Consider the following 20,895-nt stretch of genomic DNA (forward strand, 5'->3'; position numbering starts at 1 on the left):
GCCTACTCGGTACTCTGCTGCGTTCCCTCGCCCACTCGGATTCCGGCCTACTTGCAGCCGGGCAGACCCGAGCGGTACACGTCGCCGTCACCGAGACGCGCGTCGTCGGTGAGCAGCACATCCGCTTCGAGCTGACGTGCGGCCGCGGCCGGAACAGAGTCCCCGCCGAAGCGACGATCCGCGGGACGCTCGTACAGTGCGGCACCGCCGGTCATCGCCGACACCAGGCGCCGCTTACCCGCGACCGTGCGCTCCGCAGCCTGCTCGAGATACGCCTCACGACGATCGGCAGGCAACGACTCGACGAACGCCTGCGGGTGCACCACCGCGATCAGACCGGAGACGTGACCGAAGCCGAGGCTGGTCAGCAGGCCTGCCTTGAGCGCGTACTGCTCGCCGAAGCGGATCGGCGTGCGCGCCCACACGAGGTGCTCGTACTCGGCCATCTTCTCGTCGACGCAGTCCAGGCTGCGGTTCGGCGGGACGACACCCTGGCTGAGTACCTGGCACAGACCGACCAGCTGGAAGGCGGCTGCGCCACCCTTGGCGTGTCCGGTCAGCGACTTCTGCGAGACCACGAACAGCGGATTGCCCTCACTGCGGCCGAGCGACCCGGCCAGACGCTCGTGCAGTTCCGACTCGTTCGGATCGTTCGCCGCGGTCGACGTGTCGTGCTTGGAGACGACCGCGATGTCGTCGGCGGTGACGCCGAGCGTGCGCAGTCCCTTCGCCAGAGCCGACTCGCGTCCGCCGCGACCCGCACCCAGCGCGCCGATACCGGGGGCCGGGATCGAGGTGTGGACACCGTCCGCGAACGAACCGGCGTACGCCACGACACCGAGAACCGGCAGGCCCATCTCGAGCGCGAGATCACCACGCGCCAGCAGGATGGTGCCACCACCGGCCGACTCGACGAACCCGCCGCGGCGGCGATCGTTGGCCCGCGAGAAGCGGCGATCGTCGATGCCCTTCGCCGTCATCTCGTCGGACTTCGCCGTGGCAGACATATCGCCGAATCCGACGATGCCCTCGATACCGAGATCATCGAAGCCACCGGCGACGACCAGCTCGGCCTTGCCCAGCTTGATCTTGTCGACGCCCTCTTCGACCGACACCGCAGCCGTGGCACACGCCGCGACCGGGTGCACCATCGCACCGTAGCCACCGACGTACGACTGGACGACATGCGCGGCGATGACGTTCGGCAAGGCTTCCTGCAGGATGTCGTTCGCGCGGTTCTCGCCGAGCAGCGTGTCGATGTACAGCGACCTCATCGACGTCATTCCGCCCATACCGGTGCCCTGCGTGTTCGCCACCATCGACGGGTGCACCCAGCGCAGCAGCTCGGACGGGGTGAAACCACCGGTGAGGAACGCGTCGACCGTGGACACGATGTTCCACAGACCCACACGGTCCACCGCGTCCGCCATATCGGCGGGGATGCCCCAGCGGGTGACATCGAACCCGGTCGGGATCTGACCACCGACCGTGCGCGTCAGCTTCGCCTTGCGCGGCACACGGATCTCGGTTCCTGCCTTACGGGTGACCGTCCAATCTCCGGACTCGGCGTCGACCGCCGCGATCGTGTTCTCCGGATCGGAGTCGACGAACGCGTGGGCCTCTGCCTCCGACCCGACCACGAAGGACAGATCCTTGTCGAGGAACACCGAGGTCATCAGCGGAGCCGTGTTGTCCACCATCGCACCGTCGTCGGCGTAGCGGCGGATGCCGCAGCGCTCGACCACCGCGTCGTTGTAGCGGTCGGCGATCTCCGACTCGGGCACGAGTTCCCCGGTCTCGGCGTCGTAGAAGCCGGGCTTGGGCTCGTTCTCCCACTCGATCAGACCCGTGACCCACGCCAGTTCGAGCACACCGGCGGCCGACAGTTCCTCGTCGACCTCCATCTCGAAGCGGGTACGTGACGAACCGTACGGGCCGAGCTCGCCGGCACCGACGATGACCACGAGGTCTGCCGGATCGGCGGTGACCTGACTCCACTCGGGAGCCGGGGTCGCGTCGAGACGCGGGGCCGCGGGCAGCGCCGCGATGGTCGCGGAGTCGTCCTCGTCCAGCTCGTCCTCGGCGGTGGCCGCGTCCTGAGCCTGCTTCGCGAGCGCGGGCAGATCGAGTCCTGCCTCGGCGAGTCCGCCGGTGAGGTCGGCGACGAGCGGCTTGTCGGTGGCGAGACGCTTGGCCTCGACACTGACCAGCTTCAGCAGTTCGGTCGCCATCTCCTGCGTCGACCACGTGCGGACACCGGCGGCCTCTGCAGCCTCGACCAGCGGATCGTTGCCGCCCATCAGGCCCGTGCCCCGCACCCAGCCGATCAGGGCGTGCGCGAGGGTGACGCGCTCGGCCCACGTGCGCTCGGCACTCCAGCGGGTGACGATCGCATCGAGCGCGGCCTTCGACTCGCCGTACGCACCGTCGCCACCGAACAGGCCGCGGTTGGGCGAGCCCGGAAGCACCACATGCAGGTGGGTATCGACGTCGTGGTCGGCTCCGATGCCGGACAGCCCGGCGATCAGCCGCTCGACCGACCAGAGCAGAACCCGCATCTCCATCTCGGCGCGAGCACCGGCGTCGGCAAGCGAACCGGCCACCCGAGGCGCCGCGAACGGGAACAGCAGCGTCGGGGTCAGCGCATCCTTGATGAGCTTCTTGGCGCCGCCCGCGTTCTCCACGGTCTCGGTGCCGAGCCACTCGATGAGGGCATCGACGTCGGAGTAGGACGCCATGTTCGCGGGCACGACCCACAGGGCTGCACCGGCGCGAGCGTGGCTCGCGTACAGGTCCTTGTAGAACCCGAGGCGCTTCGAATCGAGACGCGAGGTCGTGACGACCACCGTCGCGCCGCCTGCGAGCAGCTTGCCCGCGACCGCGGCACCGATACCGCCCTTGCTCGCGCCCGTGACCACGGCGACCTCGCCGGCATACTCGGCGTCGCCGGTGTTCTCGGCGGCAGCCGCGATACGGCCGTAGGTCTCGGCCAGCACAGCGCGACCGGAGTCGGCGGCCTTGGTCTTCCAGAAGGAAGCGTGCGCGGCGACCGTCCGGCCGGCGCCCTCGAACCGCTCGACCTCCAGAGCTTCGCCGAGCCACACGCGAGCGAGATCCTCACGTGCCGTGGCCCAGCGATCGTCGATCAGCACGGCCTTGCGAGCGTCGAACGCCGGCGCGACCAGACGCGGCCAATCGGACCCGAGTTCCGCCGAGACGAGGTCGACGAGTTCGTCGTCGGCCTTGTCTGCGAATCCGGACACCTGCTCGCTGTGGCCCAGCTGCTCGAGTACCAGGCGGGCGGCATTCGCGAGCACACCGTCCCGACCGGTGATCTGCTCGGTGAACTCACCGAGAGCAGCTGCATCGACGGTCGCTCCCCCGCCACCACCGGCGGACGGCATCGACACGGGGATGCCGCGACGTGAGCCGACCGACTGCACAGCAGCATCGATCAGGGTGTCGACCGCAGCGGCATCGCCGAGCGCGCCCTGCGACAGACCACCGAGATCGCCGCCGCGGATGGACGACCCCTCGCGGCTGCCGAGCGCGACCTCCGCCGTCACGTGCTGCGTCCAGCCTTCGCCCAGACCCCACACCTTGGTGACGCGGTCGGCGATGTATCCGGGACGCTTGCCCGACGGGCCGAACACCTTGCGCAGGTGATCGTTGATCGAATCCGACAGCACCGGGCCGAACGGACGGTAGGTGCGGGCCAAGCGGTCGACCGTGCCGGCCAGCGCGCCCATGTCCGCATCCGCGGCGCCGTCGATCGCACCGAGCGACAACTCGGAACCGAGGTCGACGAGCAGCTGGTTACGACGCGACGACACACCGTCGCACAGTGCTTCGATCGTGTCGACGGGGCCGATCTGATCGGGACGCAGCTTCGTCCACTGCGCGATGAGCACCTTCGTGGCATCGGCGGCCTTGAACACGATGTCGTCCGGAGTCGGGCCACCGGTCGGCGCTGCCGGAGCAGCAGCCGGAGCCGCCGCAGCGGCAGGCGCGGCAGGCGCGGCAGCGTCGGCCGACGGAGCCTCGGGCTCGTCGTCCTCGACAGGAGCCGGATCCACATCGGTCGAGTACACGACCGACGCTTCGCGCTCGATGTTGAGCACCTCGACCGGCTGACCGAAACGGCCCGGCAGCTTGAGGGTCTGCGACGCGAGGTTCGCGACGGTCGGAGCGGCACCGAGACCGACCTCGACGAAACGCTCCACACCCAGGCCACCGTCGGACTCGTCGGCGAACAGCAAATCCTGCGTCTCGATCCAGCGGACCGGCGACGCGAACTGCCACGCGAGGAGCTCGGCGAGCACCACGCGGGTCAGCACGACCGGCTTGGCGGCCCACGCATCGAAGTCCGCGAGGACGTCGGCGAGCGGCTGCGACGGCACCAGGTCTGCGATCTCCTGGATGAACTCGCGACCCAGATTGAACGGCTTGGGCACCAGGTTCGGGATGTAACGGCCGATGAGGATGTTCGGGTCGATCTGCTCGGGCAGCAAGTGCAGCAGCCGCTCTCGGAAGTCGTCCACGCCACCGCGCAGGACGGTCGAGTGGAACGGCACATCGATACCCGGAACCAGGATGAATGCGCGCTTGCCGCCGAACTCGGCGACCTTGCGCTCGATCACGGTCTCGAGGGCGTCGAGGCCCGCGACCGTGCCCGCGATCGCATACTGCGAGCCGCGCAGGTTCAGGTTCACGACCTCGAGGAACTCTCCGGAATCGTCGCCGACCTCAGAGATGAACGCCTGCAGGTTCTCGTCGGCCAACCCGAACTGCGACGGCCGGATCGCGGCCATGCGGTAGTCCGACCTGCCCTGCTCGTCACGCGGCACGAGAGCGTGCATCGCCGAGCCGCGCTGGAAGACGACCTCGAGCACCGCTTCGAGCGGGAGCACACCGGCAACCGCGGCCAGAGCGTTGTACTCACCGACCGAGTGACCGGCCAGCAACGAACCCTCGACGAATGCGCCGGCCTCGCGGAGCTCCGCGATCTGCGCGACACCGAGCGTCGCCATCGCGACCTGAGTGAACTGGGTCAGGTGCAGCACACCGTCCGGGTGCTTGTGAGTGACGCCGCGGGCCTTGAGGACCGTCGGATTGTCGCGCACCACAGCGAGGATCGAGAAGCCCAGCGCCTCGCGGGTGTGCTTGTCCGCGCGCTCCCAGATCTCGCGGGCAGCCTTGCTGCGGGCGCGAGCGTCCAGGCCCATACCGGGACGCTGAATGCCCTGACCCGGGAATGCGTAGATGGTCTTCGGGGCGGCGATACGGCCCGTCGCGACCATGACCAGGTCACCGTCGACACGGCAGCCCACCTCGACGATCTCGGCGCCGCGATCGGTCGCGATGCGGTCGACGCGCACGTCGATCTTCGCACCCGGGCGGACCATGCCGAGGAAACGCGTGGTCCACGCAGTCATCCGGCGGACAGGCAGCTTCGCATCGGACTCGATGGCCGTGGCGACCTGCTGCGCAGCGGCAGACAACCACATTCCGTGGACGATGGGGCTACCCAGACCGGCCAGCAGCGCGGCGTTGTCCGACGTATGGATCGGGTTGTGGTCGCCCGACACGCGAGCGAACGCGCTCATATCGGTCGGGGCGACGATCACGGCGTCGCGGCGACGACGACGCGGGGTCTCGATGACGTCGTCGCTCAGCGAACCACCCGCGCGGACCGGATCGGCCAGTTCGGCGGTGCCGGTGCGGCCACGGATCGCGAAACGCTCGATCAGGGTCGCAACCGTGGTGTCGCCCGAGCCGTCGCCGATGTCGGCGGAGATGGTCACGTGGACCTCGACGACACGGCCCAGATCGGTGTCGGCGACATTCTCGACCTGCGCCTTGACACCCAGGATCGACGGATCGGTGGACAGACCGTTCTTCACATCGACCGCGTGATCGAGATGAACGAGATCGAGCATGCCCTCGATGACCGACAGATTCTCGTCGGTGCGGGCAGCACCGAGCGCGGCGAACACAGCCGGCCAGCACGCGCCCACGAGGACGTCGGGCACACCGATGGTGCCCGGACTCAGGTTCTCCGGCAGACCCGCACCGGTGACACCGGCGTGGTCGGCGATCTTCTCCGGCAGCCAGCCGAGGGTGATGCGCGCGGCGCCCTTCTTGACGGTCGGAAGTTCCTGACCGGCAGCCACACCGAGTAGCGCCGACATGGCGGCATCGGCGTCGGCCTCGGTGACGACCGGTGCGCCACCGGTGCTCACGGATGCGGGCACCGTGATGCGGATCTCGACGGCGCGATCCCCCGCCAGCGGCACCCGCAGGCCGACATGCTCGTCGTCGAGGACGGTCAAGGTCGCGCCGGTCGGAGCGTGCACGGCGGCAGTCTCCGACTCGACAGCCCACTCGTCGAGATCGCCGAGGCGATCGATCGGGCTACGCGTCTGGCGGCCGGCCCACGCAACATCGGGCGACGACAGCACAGCGTCGAGCAGACCGGTCGCGACATCGCGATGACGACGGGCAACCACCGGGGTGGGCTCGACGCCGGATCCGACGAGCTCGTCGACCGTGGCCTTCTCGAAGCGGTCGAGAAGCTCACCGACCGGCTCGTCGACGCGGGTGATGCCCGCGACGGCGACAGTGCCGGGGATGACGCAGACCTGATCGGCCGTGTAGCGCGGATCGTGCGCCTGCCACAGCGAATCGGAACGCCACCAACGACGCACGTCCTGGTCGACGACCGGCACGAAGTTCACCGGCTTACCCGGGGTCTTGCAGAGGGAGACGAAGAACGGGACATCAGCGGGGTGGAGGACGACGTCGCCGGCGTCCGTGTACTGCGCCGCGAGCGACTTGATGGCCGCGTACGGGCGCTCGAGCACCGCATCGTCGTCGAACAGCGTCGGGATCGGGCCGCGGTCCACGGGATGCAGGCGGGCCTCGGCGCGCTGCAGCATCTCGCGGAAACGCTCCCGCCACGACACGTCCAGCCACGGGCTGACATGCGCATCGGCGACGGCATCGCCCAGGTCGCTGCCGCAATCGAAATCGGTCGCGCAATCGGAACCGATGGCGAGCTCGAGATAGCGGGTCAGCCACTGCTGGTAGGTCATCTCGGCGACGTCACCGAAATACGGCTTCGCAGTGATGTCGAGGGCGGCGATGATCTCGTCGCGGCGTGCGGCCACAGCGTCGGCGTCGCCGGCGACCTCGTCGAGGAGACGGCCCGTACGCGACGCAGCGTTGTCGATCTCGTGGATATCGGCACCGAGCTGGCTACGGCCCGACGCCATACCGCCGTTCGCGGTACCCGCGCCGACCCAGTCGGGTGTACCGGGCGTGTCGACGAGCAGCTGCTTGACCTCGGGAGCCGTGGTGGCCTCGAGGGCCGCCATCGCGGCGGTACCGACGAGGATGCCGTCGAGCGGCATCGCCGGGAAGCCGTATTCGGTCGACCAACGGCCCGTAAGGTAATCGGCGGCCTTCTCCGGTGTGCCGATACCACCACCGACGCACAGCACCAGATTCGAGCGGGTGCGCAGCTCGGCGTAGGTGTCGAGGAGCAGATCGTCCAGGTCTTCCCACGAGTGGTGACCACCGGCGCGGCCACCCTCGATGTGGACGATGATCGGGTAGCTCGGAACCTCGCTCGCGATGCGGACCACCGAACGGATCTGCGCGACCGTGCCCGGCTTGAACGCAACATGCTCGATGCCGGCGTCACGCAGATCGGAGATGATCTGCACGGCCTCCTCGAGCTCCGGGATACCCGCGGTGACGACGACGCCGTCGAACGGCGCACCCGCAGCACGAGCCTTGGGCACGAGGCGCTTGCCGCCCACATGCAGTTTCCACAGGTACGGATCGAGGAACATCGAGTTGAACTGTGCGGCGCGACCCGGCTCGAGAAGCTCGGTCAATTCCGCGACGTTGTCGGCGAAGATCTGCTCGGTGACCTGGCCACCACCGGCGAGCTCGGCCCAGTGGCCGGCGTTCGCAGCGGCAGCGACGATCTTCGGATCGACCGTGGTGGGTGTCATGCCTGCCAGCAGGATCGGCGACCGGCCCGTCAGACGGGTGAAGGACGTCTCGACACCGACGCGACCGTCGGGCAGCGCCACCGGCTTCGGTGCGAACTCCGACCATGCGCGCGGCACCTCGGGCTCCGCACCCGGGGTCAGCAGGTTCCGCTGGCCACCGCGGGTCGCGGCGGCAATGATTCCGACGCCCTGGCCACGCAGGCCGGACTGGGTGAGACGGGTGAGCAGCTCGCCCGGCCCCAGATCGAGGATCCAGGAGGCCCCGGACGCGACAGCACCGTCGACCTGCTCGACCCAGTCGACCGGGGTGACCAGGATGGACGCGGCCAGCGTGCGAGCCAGATCGGCGTCCAGGCCGCAGCGCGACGCCCAGTCCGCGACCTGCTCGACGGCATCGGCGAACGCGGGGTGATGGAAGCCGACCTCGGCCGGAACTGCTTCGAAAGTGGGCGCGAACACGGCGCCGCCACGCTTCTTCGAATCACGCTCACGGGTCTCGGTCGCAGAGATCTGCTCGCAACGCTGCTGCACGCGCTCGAGTGCGGCCGGCGGGCCGGACAGCACGACGCGGCGACGGCCGTTGCGGATGGCGACAACAGCGCTGCGCTCGGGATCCTGGCCCTCGAACACCTCGGCGACGATGGCGCCGATGCGGTCGGCATCAGCACCCGACACCGCGAGCATCGGGAACTTACCGGCACCGGCGATCAGCCCGCGGCGACGGCCGACGAGGGACGCGGCAGCACCGATGAGCTGGGCGATCGCGAGGATCTCGGCGTCCTTGCGGCCACCGGCGGCGACGGCCTCGACGGCGAGAACGCCCTGCGAGTGGCCGATCACGGCGCTCGGGGCGTGGGTTGCAACGTCGAGACCCTGGTTCGCGAGCGCGCGCAGCGCGGCGATCTGGGTGAGGAAGACGCCGGGCTTGGACACCGCAGCGGACGTGAGGGTCGCCTCGGACGGACCGGCCGCGGGGGTTTCGTCCTCGTCGTCCACGAGCTCCTGCTCGAGGATCCATGCGATGGGGTCGAACCCGGCCGGGCGCACGACCATGAGGTCGCCGGCAACAGGTGCGAGGTGGGTGGCCGCGGTGTTGACCAGCTCGGTCAGGACCGGCTCGAGGCCATTGTCGCGGCTGAGTTCTTCGAGGGAGCTGAGCCAGGGTGCACCCTGACCGCCGAAGGCGAGCGCGTAGGGCTCACCCGCGAGAAGCTTGTCGACCAGTGCACCGTTCGGGGCGGTTGCCGCCCGCTGGCCGGTGCGTCGTGATGCCTTCGAGTTCCGTCCGTTGTCGCCTGGTGTGGTCTCGTCGATCGTCACGCGTGTGGTTCCTCTCCTGAACACCCCTGCGTGGAGGCATTTCGTGTTGCAGCGCTGCCCGCGCCGGTGTGTTGCATGGACTGTGTGCTCTTACGGGCACGCCAAGGTTCGCACAAAATCATGAGGAGTTCCTCATGTTTTGTTTCGGCCAGTTTGCAGCACGACGCACCTACCAGTGACTTCACTCACACCAACACGAGAAGTGACCGACGGGTAACCCGAATTCACGCAGGCCGCACGGATGCGTGGACGTCCACGAACCCGAGGAACCCTCACGTTTTTTTGTGACCAAATTGTTACCTATTGACCGCGGGGCACAGTCGTGCGTCACCGCTGCCGGAACTTGTCGGACCGTTCCGATAATTTCCCCTTGCTCGAACATTCATTCGACAAGGGGGCGGTATGAGCAGGGCGGTCAAGTACACGAAGGAAATGCTCGAAGAGGCCGTGCGGCAATGCACCAACTTTGCAGAGGTGATCAGGTACTTCGGACTCAAACCGAACGGTGGCCATCACACTCACCTGAGTCGCAGGATCAGGGCACTCGACATCGATACGTCGCACTTCACCGGTCGACCACGTGTTCTCGGCGGATCTGCCGTCCGGCGCCACTGGACGACCATCCTCACCGAGCGCCCTGTCGGCTCATCTCGCGTCAAACCCCACCTATTGCGCAGGGCCTTGATCGAGGCAGGCCGTGACCATCTGTGCGGCGGTTGCGGCATCGATCCCATCTGGAATGGAGGCGACCTGGTCTTCCATGTCGACCACATCGACGGAAACCCGAACGACTCCCGACCTGAGAACGTGCGATTCCTGTGCCCCAACTGTCACAGCCAGACGCCGACCTGGGCCGGAAGGCGACGCTTCAGCTTCAACTCGGATCCGTCAGAGTCATGACGTATTGTGTCCGTGACGCGCGAGTGGCGTAATCGGCAGCCGCGCAGCGCTTAGGACGCTGTGCCCTTACGGGCGTGGGGGTTCGAGTCCCCCCTCGCGCACCACGGGTACTTCACGTACCAACTCGAACGAGTGAACCCCGTCCCGGGTCTTCCTGGACGGGGTTCACTCGTTCTCTCACCTCACCGGGTTGCTCCACCCATCCGGTTCCCCGCTTCACCCTCGACGGGTGAAGCGCGCATCCGACCGAAGTGGCACGCTTGGAACGGCTCTCTTGCGGGGCGCAAGCAGAGCACTCCGGGGCCGCATGCAGAGGCAGGTCCTGTCATGGCAGGCTCCGACGACTCCTCCCAGAACACACCGCTGAGTGCGGACGAACGAGACGAACTCGAACGCCTCCGCGTCGAAGTCATCGAACTGCGTGGTCAACGTCCGGCAGCGCCGACCACCGCCGAGACCCGTCCACGCCGACACACCCTCCGCTGGACCGCCGTCGCTGTGCTGGTGGTGCTCGTGGGTCTGCTCGCTATCAGCTCGGTGGTCGCCCGTTTCGCGCGCAGCGAGATCCTCGACACCGACCGCTACGTGACCATGGTGACGCCGCTCGCCTCGGATCCGGCGATCCAGGAAGCGATCACGAACCGGGTGACCGAGGAAATCTTCGCGCAGGTCGACGTCGAGGGGCTCACCACGGATGCCTTGACGGCGCTGACCGAAGACAGGCCGCGGCTGGAACCGGTAGTGGGGTTGGCGCCTGTCATCGCCGGCCAGGCAGAGAACTTCGTGCACGACACCGTCGGCAGCCTGGTTGCGTCGGACCAGTTCGAGACCCTGTGGATCCAGGCGAACCGCACCGCACACGACAGGCTCGCCGCGGTGTTGACCGGCGACACGCAGGTCGCTGCCATCGAGATCGACGACAGCGGAACCGTGAGCCTCAACCTCGCCCCGATCATCGAGAGGGCAAAGGGACTCCTGGTCGATCGAGGGTTCGCGTTCGCCGACAAGATCCCGGAGATCGACAAACAGTTCGTGCTGTTCGAGTCCCCTGAACTCGTCAAGGCGCAGAACGCTGTCAACGCTCTCGACAAAGCGTCAGGAATCCTTCCGTGGCTGACTCTGCTCGCGGCCGCAGGCGCGATCTGGGCGGCCCCCCGGGGTTCCCGGCTTCGGGCACTGTCCGCCGTGGGTGCAAGCTTCGTCGTTGCCATGGTGGTACTCGCGCTCGCACTCCTCATCGGGCGGTCGTTGTATCTCGACAATCTGCCATCGGAGATCCGTTCACCGGCCGCGGCGGCCGCACTGTTCGACGCCGTAGCCACGCCACTGCGCTCCACGCTGCGAGCGGTCTTCGTCGTGGGTCTCGTCGTGGCGGTCGGCGCCTACCTGGTGGGTGGTTCGTCGTCGGCGATGGCGGTACGTCGCGGGTTCGGTTACGGGATGAACAAGCTGAGGAACCCGGACAGCACCCGCACTCCGGGCACCGTCGAGGTGTGGTTGGCGCACGCCCGCGTTCCTGTCCGGGCGGCGATCATCGCCGTGGCCGTGTTGGTGATCGTGTTCTGGAATTACCCGACGGGTGCGGTCGTCGGATGGACCGTGGTGATCGCCGTGCTCGCACTGTTCCTGCTCGAAATCGTTGTCCGGCCTGTCGAAGCACGCACAGGGCAGCAGCCCGCAGACTCCGCATGATCATCACGAATTTCGTTGTCGCACACACACTTCATTCGAAGAAGGGACACATCTCGTCATGGCGAAGAAGCGTGAAGTCCTCCCGATTCCCGATCGGCAACACCTCGGACTGGTCACATACGACGCGAAGGACCCGGACACCGCCTTCCCCCCGATCGAGCCCCTGCTTCCCCCGGAGGGCGCGCCGAATATCCTGGTGGTCCTGCTCGACGACGTGGGCTTCGGGGCCAGTAGTGCCTTCGGCGGTCCGGTGCACAACCCGACGGCGGAACGGCTGCAGCGCGACGGCCTCACGTACAACCGGTTCCATACCACCGCGTTGTGCGCACCGACCCGCGCCGCACTGCTCAGCGGCCGCAACCATCATTCGGTGGGGATGGGCATGATCACCGAGACGGCAACCTCGGCGCCCGGATCGTCGGGGCTACGGCCGAACACCAAGGCCGCTCTCCCGATGACGTTGAAGCTCAACGGCTATTCGACCGCCCAGTTCGGCAAGTGCCACGAAGTTCCGCCGTGGCAGACATCTCCTGTCGGTCCGTTCGATGCCTGGCCGACCGGCGGCGGCGGATTCGAGCATTTCTACGGCTTCATCGGCGGCGAGAACAATCAGTACTATCCCGCCCTGTACGACGGGGTCGTCCCCGTGGAAGCGGACAAGAGTCCCGAAGAGGGCTACCACCTCACCGAAGACCTCGCAGACCACGCCATCGACTGGATCCGCACCCAGAAGTCACTCGCCCCGAACAAGCCGTTCTTCGTCTATTTCGCGCCGGGCGCGACCCACGCTCCGCACCATGTTCCTACCGAGTGGGCCGACAAGTACGCCGGCCGGTTCGCCGACGGCTGGGATGCGCAACGCGAATCGATTCTCGAACAGCAGAAGCAGCGCGGTGTCGTACCGCCGGACACGGAACTGACTGCGCGACCGGACGCGATCCCGGCGTGGGACGAGATGGACGAGGCACTCAGACCGGTCCTCGAACGCCAGATGGAGGTCTACGCCGGCTTCCTGGAGCACACCGATTTCCACGTCGGTCGCGTGGTCGACGCGATCGAGGCGCTCGGCGCTCTCGACAACACCCTCGTCTACTACATCATCGGCGACAACGGCGCCTCCGCCGAAGGAACCGTCAACGGGGCGTTCAATGAGATGGCGAACTTCAACGGCCTCGCAGCAATCGAGACACCGGAATTCATGGCTGCGATGAAGGAGAAACTCGGCACACCCGAGGCCTACAACCACTATTCGGTCGGGTGGGCGTGGGCGATGTGCTCGCCCTTCCAGTGGACCAAGCAGGTCGCGTCGCATTGGGGCGGTACCCGCAACGGCACGATCGTGCATTGGCCTGCGCGAATACGTTGCAAGGGCGAGATCCGGTCGCAGTTCACCCACGTCATCGATGTGGCAGCGACCGTGCTCGAGGCAGCCGGATTGCCGGAGCCGACTTTCGTCAACGGCGTGCAACAGTCACCGTTCGAAGGTCCGAGCATGATGTACACGTTCGACGACCCCGACGCGCCGGAGCGGCACGACCTGCAGTATTTCGAGATGGCAGGCAATCGGGGGATCTACTACAAGGGCTGGAGTGCGGTCACCCAGCACAGCACACCGTGGCTGCCGAACGAAGAACTTCCCGCCCTCGACGACGACGTCTGGGAACTCTACGACGGCACCACCGACTGGTCGCAGGCCCATGATCTCGCAGCCGAGAAACCCGAACTGCTGGCGTCGCTGCAACGCCTCTGGTTGATCGAGGCCGTGAAATACAACGTGCTCCCCATCGACGACCGCAGATTCGAACGACTCAACCCCACCATTGCGGGCAGGCCCCAGTTGGTCACCGGCACCAAGCAGGTGCTCTTCCCCGGGATGAAACGGCTGAGCGAACACAGCGTCATCGACATCAAGAACCGGTCGTTCTCCGTGACCGCGGCACTCGAGACACCGAAGAACGACCCGACCGACGGTGTGGTGATCGCGCAGGGTGGTCGCTTCGGCGGCTGGGCGCTCTACGTCCGGGAGAACTGCGTGAAGTTCGTCTACAACCTGCTCGGCATGAGCGAATTCGTCATCGGCGCCACCGAAGACCTTCCCTCGGGGACGCACCAGATCCGCGCCCGCTTCGATTACGACGGGGGTGGCCTTGCGAAGGGCGGAGACGTCACGCTCTACATCGATGGCCGCAGTGTCGGTACAGGCCGTGTCGACGGGACCCAACCGATGGTCTTCTCCGCGGACGAGACGACGGACATCGGCGACGATTTCGGCATGCCTGTCAGCGACGATTACGCGGGCCGGAGCAAGTTCAACGGACGCATCGACGTCGTGCAGATCGACGTCGGGGACGATGACCACTCGCACCTCATCGACCCCGCAGAAGTCGCCCGGGTCGCGACCTCACGGCAGTAGAGAGTTCGCCCTCGGACAGACGACGCACTGCCACCCTGCCATACCACGTGACCTCGAACACTGCGCCGGATCGGTCTTGGCAGGTCGGTGCGGCGCTCAGGTACCGTCGAGGACGTGTCCGAATACCGTCCCCCGCGCCGTGTGGCTCTGATCGTGTTGGTGATCGTCGCCGCGGGCGGGTGCCTTGCCCTCGGCTATTGGCAATGGACCCGCTTCGAAGCGGTCGGCGGTAACGGACAGAATCTCGGCTACGCGTTCCAGTGGCCGGCCTTCGCGTTCTTCTGCATCTACGCGTACCGGCGATTCGTCAAGCTCGAGGCAGAGGAGACTCTTGCCGACGCCTCGGACGGCTCCAGAGCATCGAAGCCCGCGGAGCCCACAGAGGTCCCGGCGGATCTTCTGCCGAGCCGCCCGAAGGTCGCGATCGACGAGTCCGACACCGCGAGCGATCTCGAGGCGAAGCAGGTCCAGGAGTACAACGAATACCTCGCGCAACTCGCGCGCGGGTCCGATAGGAGCGGTCAGTGAGCACCACCCCCGAGGCATCCGATCAGGCAGCCGCGACTCCCCACAACGTCAGCGATGCAGATCGCAAGAAGATCGGCTCTGCGCTGCTGCGGTACCGCGTCCTCGCGTATGCCACCGGTGTCTGGCTGCTCGTCCTCACCGCCGAGATGATCGCGAAGTACATCATCGGCATCGAGAACGTGCCGTCGTGGATCGCGATCGTGCACGGCTGGGTGTACGCGGTCTACCTCGTACTCACCTTCGACCTGTCGATCAAGGTGCGCTGGCCGGTCTCGCGCACGATCGGCACCTTGCTCGCAGGCACCATCCCGTTCCTGTCGTTCTACGTCGAGCACCAGCGCACCAAGCAGGTCAAGGCCGACTTCGGAGTCTGATCTCCCTGGGCCGCCGCGCGGCTCAGCGGGTGGGCAGCCGCACTACCTGCACGAAGAATTCGTCGATCTGCTTGACGGCCCGAATGAATTGATCCAGGTCGACGGGCTTCGTGACGTACGCGTTGGCATGTAGCCGGTAGCTTCGCAGAATGTCTTCCTCCGCGGACGATGTCGTGAGCACGACCACCGGGATGTGTGAAAGCTCCGGATCGGATTTGATCTTCTCCAGCACCTGGCGTCCGTCGTATTTCGGCAGGTTCAGATCGAGCAGGATCAGGTCCGGTCGCGGCGAATCGGTGTGATCACCACGCTGGTACAGGAAGTCGAGTGCTTGCTCACCGTCGCGGACGACGTGCAGGGTGTTCCTGATCTTGTTGTCTTCGAATGCTTCCCGCGTCATCAACTCATCGCCGGGGTCGTCTTCGACCAGAAGTACGTCGATCGGTTTTCCGGTCGCGGTCATACCTGGGCTCCTTCTGAAGCGTCATCGATCGTGGGTTCGGGTTCCCGCGACACGGGAATTGTGAAACAGAAGCGGCAACCGTCCGTGTACTCGTGGTCGATCCAGATCTCGCCGCCGTGGTATTCGACGATCTTGCGGCACAGGGCGAGCCCGATACCGGTGCCGCTGTACGCCTCCCGGACGTGGAGGCGCTGGAAGATCACGAAGACCTTCTCGGCGAATTCTTCGGCGATACCGATGCCATTGTCGCTGACGCTGATCTGCCACTTCGTGTCGGCATCCTCACCGAACTGCTGATACTCGATCCGCACGACAGGCGTCCGGTTCGGCTTCCGGAATTTGATGGCGTTACCCACCAGGTTCTGCCACAGCATGGTCATCAACGTGGGGTCGCCGGTGATCTCCGGCAACCTCTCGGGTCGCTCGATCCGCGCGCCGGTTTCGTCGATGGATTCGGAGAGGTTGGCAAGTGCCGAGTCGAGCGATCGGTCGAGTTCGACGGCGACGTGTGTGTCACCTACCCGGCCGACGCGGGAGAACGTGAGCAGATCGTTGATGAGGACCTGCATTCGTTTGGCACCGTCCACCGCGAATTCGATGTACTGGTGTCCCCTGTCGTCGAGCTTGTCGCCGTACCGCTTCTCGAGCAGCTGACAGAACGAGGCGACCTTGCGGAGTGGCTCCTGGAGGTCGTGCGACGCGACGTACGCGAACTGCTCGAGTTCGGCGTTGGAACGGCGCAGTTCCTCGGCCTGCGCTTCCAGCTGATCCCGGTGCATCTTGGAGACTTCGAGTTCATGAGCGAGGCGTGCACGCATTCCGTCGACATCGATTGCGAGGGCACGGATATCACTGGGTCCGTCTACGTTGATGCGTTGGCGAAAGTTGCCTCCGGCGACCTTGCGCGTCTCCTCTCTCAGCCGGGTCAGCGGCCGGACGATGAGGCGCAGGATGAGGTAAGCCGCACCCACGCCACTCAGAAGGAAGACCACGATCATCGTCGCGAACAGGCGATCTCTTGTGACACGGGCGTCGTCGAGTGCAGCAACCGCATCATCCCGCGCTTCCGTGAGGTCGACTCGCTGGATCTCGAACAGATCTCGCAGCCGGTCGAACGCCACCCCGCCTGCTTCGACAACGGCAACATCGACGGGGCGTGGCTCCCCCGGTACGACGACGTCCACCAGTGGAAGTGTGTACACCCTGCGCCATTCGTTCGCCGCGTCGTCGATCGCATCGAGATCGGCGAGTAGCTGTTCCCGGACGCCGGGCACTGCTTCCTGCTGCGCGATCAGTGCCCGGAGCGCATCAGATGCGCGAGTCTCTTCCTTGCGGCCTGCTTCATAGGGCTCCAACAGGGACGGATCGGCTGCAATGATGTATCCGCGTGCGCCGGTCTCCTGGTTCAGGAGCGCGCCCTGCAGGCGCTGCGCCTCGATCTCTGCGGGCTGGATCACGTCCCGCAGGTAGTTCGATACTTCCGCGGTGCGACCCAGCGAGCGGGCGCCGACGATGCTCGCGACAATCACCCACGCAATCATCAAACCCAGGACCAGGACCACCCACCCTCGCACCGTGAGTCGCGACCAGACTGGGGGCCGATCTCGCTTGGGCAGTTCGGCGGAACCTCGATTCGTCATTCGTTCGAGTCCCTTTTCCATCGCACATGCACCACCGCGACGTCGTCGGACAGACCGCCGTGGGCCTCGGCGAGTTCCTCGGCATCACGTATGAGCGCATCGGCGAACTCGTCGGATCCGAGGCGCCCGCCGTTGCGCGCGAGTTCCAGAAGGCCCGACTCCCCCAGGCGTTCGTGGCCACCGCCGGTATGCCCTTCGAACAACCCGTCCGTGAAGAGCACGACAGCACCTTCCGGCGGTAGGCCGAAGGTGTGGATGGGCCAGTTGGCGGCACCCGGGATCAGCCCGAGTGCGGGGCCGCCGGGTGCTTCGACCCACTCGACCGCGTGCCCGGTACGCAGGAGCAATCCGGGGTGCCCCGCGCGCATCACCGACACGGCGACCCGGTCTGGCGCCATGACCATGGTCGTCACAGTGGCGAAGACGCGATCCGCCGCTCGTTCCGCGAGAAGGATCTCCTCGAGCTTCTGCATCTGGAGTTCGCCGACGATGCCGGCCAGGACGAGTGTGCGCCAGGCGATGCGCAGTGCGACACCGACGGCAGCCTCGTCGGGGCCGTGTCCGGAGACGTCCCCGATGAGTGCGTGTACCGCACCGTCTGCGGTCTGGACCACGTCGTAGAAATCTCCGCCGAGCAGCGCCGCCGCTCGGCCCGGCCGATACCGCGCAACGACTTCGACGTCGTTCGTGCTCACGAGTGGCGACGGCAACAGTCCTCGTTCGAGTCGCGCATTCTCTTGGGCGTGGAGTTCGCTCGCCTGTAGCGCCGCAGCGTGTTGTTCTGCTTGTTTACGTTGGATCGCGTAGCGCACAGCACGACCGAACAGCTCGGGTTCGACCCGGCCTTTGACGAGATAGTCCTGGGCACCGACGGCAACTGCGGCCAGTCCGGTCTGCTCCTCCGCGAGGCCGGTGAGCACGACGATCGGTACGTTCTCGGCGTATTCCTGTACCCGCGCGACAGCTTCCAGACCGTGCGCATCGGGCAGATGGAGGTCGAGCAGCAGACAGTCGGGATCCGTCGTGGTCAGCGCGTCGCGGGCCTCCGCGAGCGATTGCACCCACACGACCTTCATATCGGGGGCGCTGTCGGCGACGAGTTCTTCGACGAGCAGGGCGTCGCCGGCATCGTCCTCGATCAGCAACAGCAACGGCGCATGCGCCACTTCCCCTGGTCGATGCGCATCCACGGCGGTCGTCCCTCCCTGATCACGGCGGCCCCCGGGAAATCGGCATTTCATGCCGACACCCTCGCGGAACAATACCCACAGGTGTGTTCTGCTGCGCACTCCACGACATCGCGGCCGGGCGCGCTCGCATCATCCGAGGTGTTCTTGCATGATGGGCATTGTGAATGAGCGATCAACGGAGCACCCCCATATGGGCATGTCTACGACACAGTCCGGGTCCATCACGGTGTTGTCTGTGAGCGGGGACGTGGATCTGTCCAGTGCACCGATGCTGGAAGAGCAGGCTCTCGGCCTGCTCACCGACAACCCGTCCGGCTTGATTGTCGATCTCACCGACGTGAATTTCCTCGCGTCGATGGGTATGGCCTTACTGGTCGATTTGTCGAAGCGCACGGCAGGCAGTGTCGAATTCGCAGTGGTGGCGAACGGAAATGCCACCGCACGACCACTCGAGCTACTCGGCCTGGGAGACGTCCTTGCGATCCATCCGGAACTCGACGATGCTCTTTCGGCGTTGAGCGGCGATCCGGCAGCACCGCCGGAATAACGCTGTCCGCCTCGACGAACAGAGGGAGCCATGCCGACTCATATATCAGGGTCCGCGTCGTTCGCGTCCGGTGGAATCTTCTTCCACGGGGTGCGTGCGGATCCGTCCGATATCGCCGATATACGCCGCTCCATGCAGCAGTGGCTGGGCAATCTGCATCTCGGACCCGAACACGAGCAGGACGTGGTGCTGGCAAGCTACGAGGCCCTGGCGAACGCCGTCGAACATGCCTACGCCGCGAACGATCCCCAGGCCACGGTGGATCTCGAGGCCGTCTACAGGCCATCCGACCGCCACCTCGAGGTGACGGTCGCGGATCACGGCAGGTGGCGCGATGTCATGGATCGGACCGGGTACGGATCTCGCGGACACGGTCTCAGCCTGATGCGCAGCCTCTCGACGGAGATGGTGGTGACGCCGGGCATGGACGGAACTCATGTGGCCATGCGCTGGTCGCTCTGATCAGACCTCGAGCTTGCCGACGTCGGCGCGATCGCCGCCGAACTTCAGCTTCAGTTCTCGGCGCGCGGCCCGGTCGCCGAGGTATTCGAGGAAGCGTCGTCCCTCTGCTGTTCGCTTGATCAGCTTCGATTTGACGATGTTCGTCACCACGACGGGTGCCACCGCCACCGGCGGGACCGCGGGCAGCCCGAGATCCTTCAGGCCCTTCGTGCCGAGGAAGTACCGCAGCATGCTGAGCAGGCGCAATCGTTCGTACCGCCCGATCAGACCCGAGAGCTTTCCGTAGTCGAGGGTCCGCTGGCCGTCGACGAGTGCCCGCGAGAGGGCAGCACCCGCGGGTGTGACGTCGTCCTGTACCAGCACCACGTGATAGTTGAAACGGTGTTGCTCGCGTTCCGTGTCGAACAGGAAGTCGTCGTCGACGCCCATGAGCCATCCGACGTACTTCCACATGTGCATGATCGCGAGGGATTCTTCGCGGGTCACGAAGTAGCCGAGGGCGCGTGCACCGATCAGTAGCGTGCCGTTGAACAACCCGAGCGTTCCGGCCTGATCGGTCTGGTTGATGGGCAGGCCCCAGTGCGCGACGTCCCAGCGGCCGTTCGTCTCGAACTGATGGTTGACGAGGGCGTGCATGGCACGCACGTGCACGGTGAGCTTGAATCCGTCGCCGTCACGGCGCATGGCGCCCGGCTCCCCCACCGCTGTTCCCCACTTCTGGGTTTCACCGAGGCGGCGCATCGCGGTGGCTCCGGTCAGGCCCCCGGTTTCGACCAGGAGATCGGGTGGACCGCCGAATCGGTAGCCGCCGATGAGCGCGAGCTGCAGCAGCACGTCGTTGCGAGTGCGTCCCATCCGGCGGAATGCGCGTGCGCCCTTCTCGAGGAGATCCCAGTCCACCCAGTCCGGGACCTGTTCCACGTGGGCGAAGAATGTGCGGAGCGCCTCGGGGGCGTCCGGAAGGGTGTCGACCCCGTGCTCGAGCGCCTGATGGAACTGCCGCATGGTGACGCGCTCGGGGTCGTCGCGGTCGAGGCGCATGGCCCGCACGAGGGCGGCACCCACTTCGTCGCGGGCATACATGCGCCGACCGATCCGATCGAGCAGGTCATTGTCGACCTCACGGACCTTCCCGAAGTACACCAGAGGCTTGCCGATGGCTTCGTTGCGAGGCCGGTTGCCCTCGTAGCGGCTCGGGTACGGGGATGCGTCGAGGTCCCGGCCCAGCTCCTGTGTAGTCATGTGGCTATGCTCACACGAGTGATTACTCGCGTTCAATTCGCATTTCGGCACCCACGATGACCTCGCCGGAACGACGTCGGACCCGACGCGCACCACAGCAGGA

12 protein-coding genes and 1 tRNA gene are annotated in these 20,895 nt (G+C 66.3%); 8 read left to right on the forward strand and 5 right to left on the reverse strand.

Annotation, left to right across the window (positions count from 1 at the left end; all coding sequences use genetic code 11):
- Nucleotides 1–47 precede the first annotated feature (47 nt).
- Nucleotides 48–9,341 carry a fatty acid synthase subunit beta domain-containing protein gene (locus tag ACZ46K_RS22285; protein WP_464744832.1) on the reverse strand — a complete coding sequence of 3,098 codons (9,294 nt, stop codon included), beginning with the start codon at nt 9,339–9,341 and terminating at the stop codon, nt 48–50.
- Between the two features lie 402 nt (nt 9,342–9,743).
- Here ACZ46K_RS22285 and ACZ46K_RS22290 point away from each other — a divergent pair, with 402 nt between their 5' ends.
- From ACZ46K_RS22290 to ACZ46K_RS22315, 6 genes are all read left to right on the forward strand, one after another.
- Nucleotides 9,744–10,241: an HNH endonuclease signature motif containing protein gene (locus tag ACZ46K_RS22290; protein WP_464744834.1), complete on the forward strand. Its 498-nt coding sequence runs from the start codon at nt 9,744–9,746 to the stop codon at nt 10,239–10,241.
- Nucleotides 10,242–10,258: 17 nt separating this feature from the next.
- Nucleotides 10,259–10,345 (forward strand) — tRNA-Leu (locus ACZ46K_RS22295).
- 223 nt (nt 10,346–10,568) lie between these two features.
- The gene (locus tag ACZ46K_RS22300; RefSeq protein WP_054810198.1) at nt 10,569–11,933 is read left to right on the forward strand and encodes a hypothetical protein; all 1,365 of its coding nucleotides are present in this window, start codon (nt 10,569–10,571) and stop codon (nt 11,931–11,933) included.
- A 58-nt stretch (nt 11,934–11,991) separates the two neighbouring features.
- Nucleotides 11,992–14,346 (forward strand): sulfatase-like hydrolase/transferase, encoded by a 2,355-nt coding sequence (locus ACZ46K_RS22305; protein ID WP_464744836.1) that lies wholly within the window; start codon nt 11,992–11,994, stop codon nt 14,344–14,346.
- A gap of 114 nt (nt 14,347–14,460) precedes the next feature.
- Nucleotides 14,461–14,874 carry a hypothetical protein gene (locus ACZ46K_RS22310; RefSeq protein WP_054806448.1) on the forward strand — a complete coding sequence of 138 codons (414 nt, stop codon included), beginning with the start codon at nt 14,461–14,463 and terminating at the stop codon, nt 14,872–14,874.
- A complete protein-coding gene (locus tag ACZ46K_RS22315; RefSeq protein ID WP_054806445.1) occupies nt 14,871–15,248 on the forward strand; it encodes a DUF3817 domain-containing protein in 378 nt (125 codons plus the stop codon). Before ACZ46K_RS22310 ends, ACZ46K_RS22315 begins: the two co-directional genes overlap by 4 nt.
- A 22-nt stretch (nt 15,249–15,270) precedes the next feature.
- Here ACZ46K_RS22315 and ACZ46K_RS22320 read toward each other — a convergent pair whose 3' ends face one another.
- Genes ACZ46K_RS22320 through ACZ46K_RS22330 form a run of 3 tightly spaced genes read right to left on the reverse strand, consistent with a single transcriptional unit; the run spans nt 15,271 to nt 18,541 of the window.
- The gene (locus ACZ46K_RS22320; RefSeq protein WP_054806444.1) at nt 15,271–15,711 is read right to left on the reverse strand and encodes a response regulator; all 441 of its coding nucleotides are present in this window, start codon (nt 15,709–15,711) and stop codon (nt 15,271–15,273) included.
- Nucleotides 15,708–17,351, reverse strand: a complete 1,644-nt coding sequence (locus tag ACZ46K_RS22325) for a sensor histidine kinase (RefSeq protein ID WP_464744838.1) — start codon at nt 17,349–17,351, stop codon at nt 15,708–15,710. Before ACZ46K_RS22325 ends, ACZ46K_RS22320 begins: the two co-directional genes overlap by 4 nt.
- Nucleotides 17,348–18,541, reverse strand: coding sequence for a PP2C family protein-serine/threonine phosphatase (locus ACZ46K_RS22330; RefSeq protein ID WP_464744840.1), 1,194 nt, complete (start codon nt 18,539–18,541; stop codon nt 17,348–17,350). Before ACZ46K_RS22330 ends, ACZ46K_RS22325 begins: the two co-directional genes overlap by 4 nt.
- A 196-nt stretch (nt 18,542–18,737) precedes the next feature.
- Here ACZ46K_RS22330 and ACZ46K_RS22335 point away from each other — a divergent pair, with 196 nt between their 5' ends.
- Both ACZ46K_RS22335 and ACZ46K_RS22340 read left to right on the forward strand, forming a co-directional pair.
- Nucleotides 18,738–19,088 carry an STAS domain-containing protein gene (locus tag ACZ46K_RS22335; protein ID WP_464744842.1) on the forward strand — a complete coding sequence of 117 codons (351 nt, stop codon included), beginning with the start codon at nt 18,738–18,740 and terminating at the stop codon, nt 19,086–19,088.
- 30 nt (nt 19,089–19,118) lie between these two features.
- Nucleotides 19,119–19,550, forward strand: a complete 432-nt coding sequence (locus ACZ46K_RS22340) for an ATP-binding protein (RefSeq protein ID WP_054806443.1) — start codon at nt 19,119–19,121, stop codon at nt 19,548–19,550.
- Here ACZ46K_RS22340 and ACZ46K_RS22345 read toward each other — a convergent pair whose 3' ends face one another.
- Nucleotides 19,551–20,792: an oxygenase MpaB family protein gene (locus tag ACZ46K_RS22345; protein WP_464744844.1), complete on the reverse strand. Its 1,242-nt coding sequence runs from the start codon at nt 20,790–20,792 to the stop codon at nt 19,551–19,553.
- Between the last annotated feature and the right edge of the window lie 103 nt (nt 20,793–20,895).

This window comes from Rhodococcus sp. JCM 9793 (genome assembly GCF_055380405.1).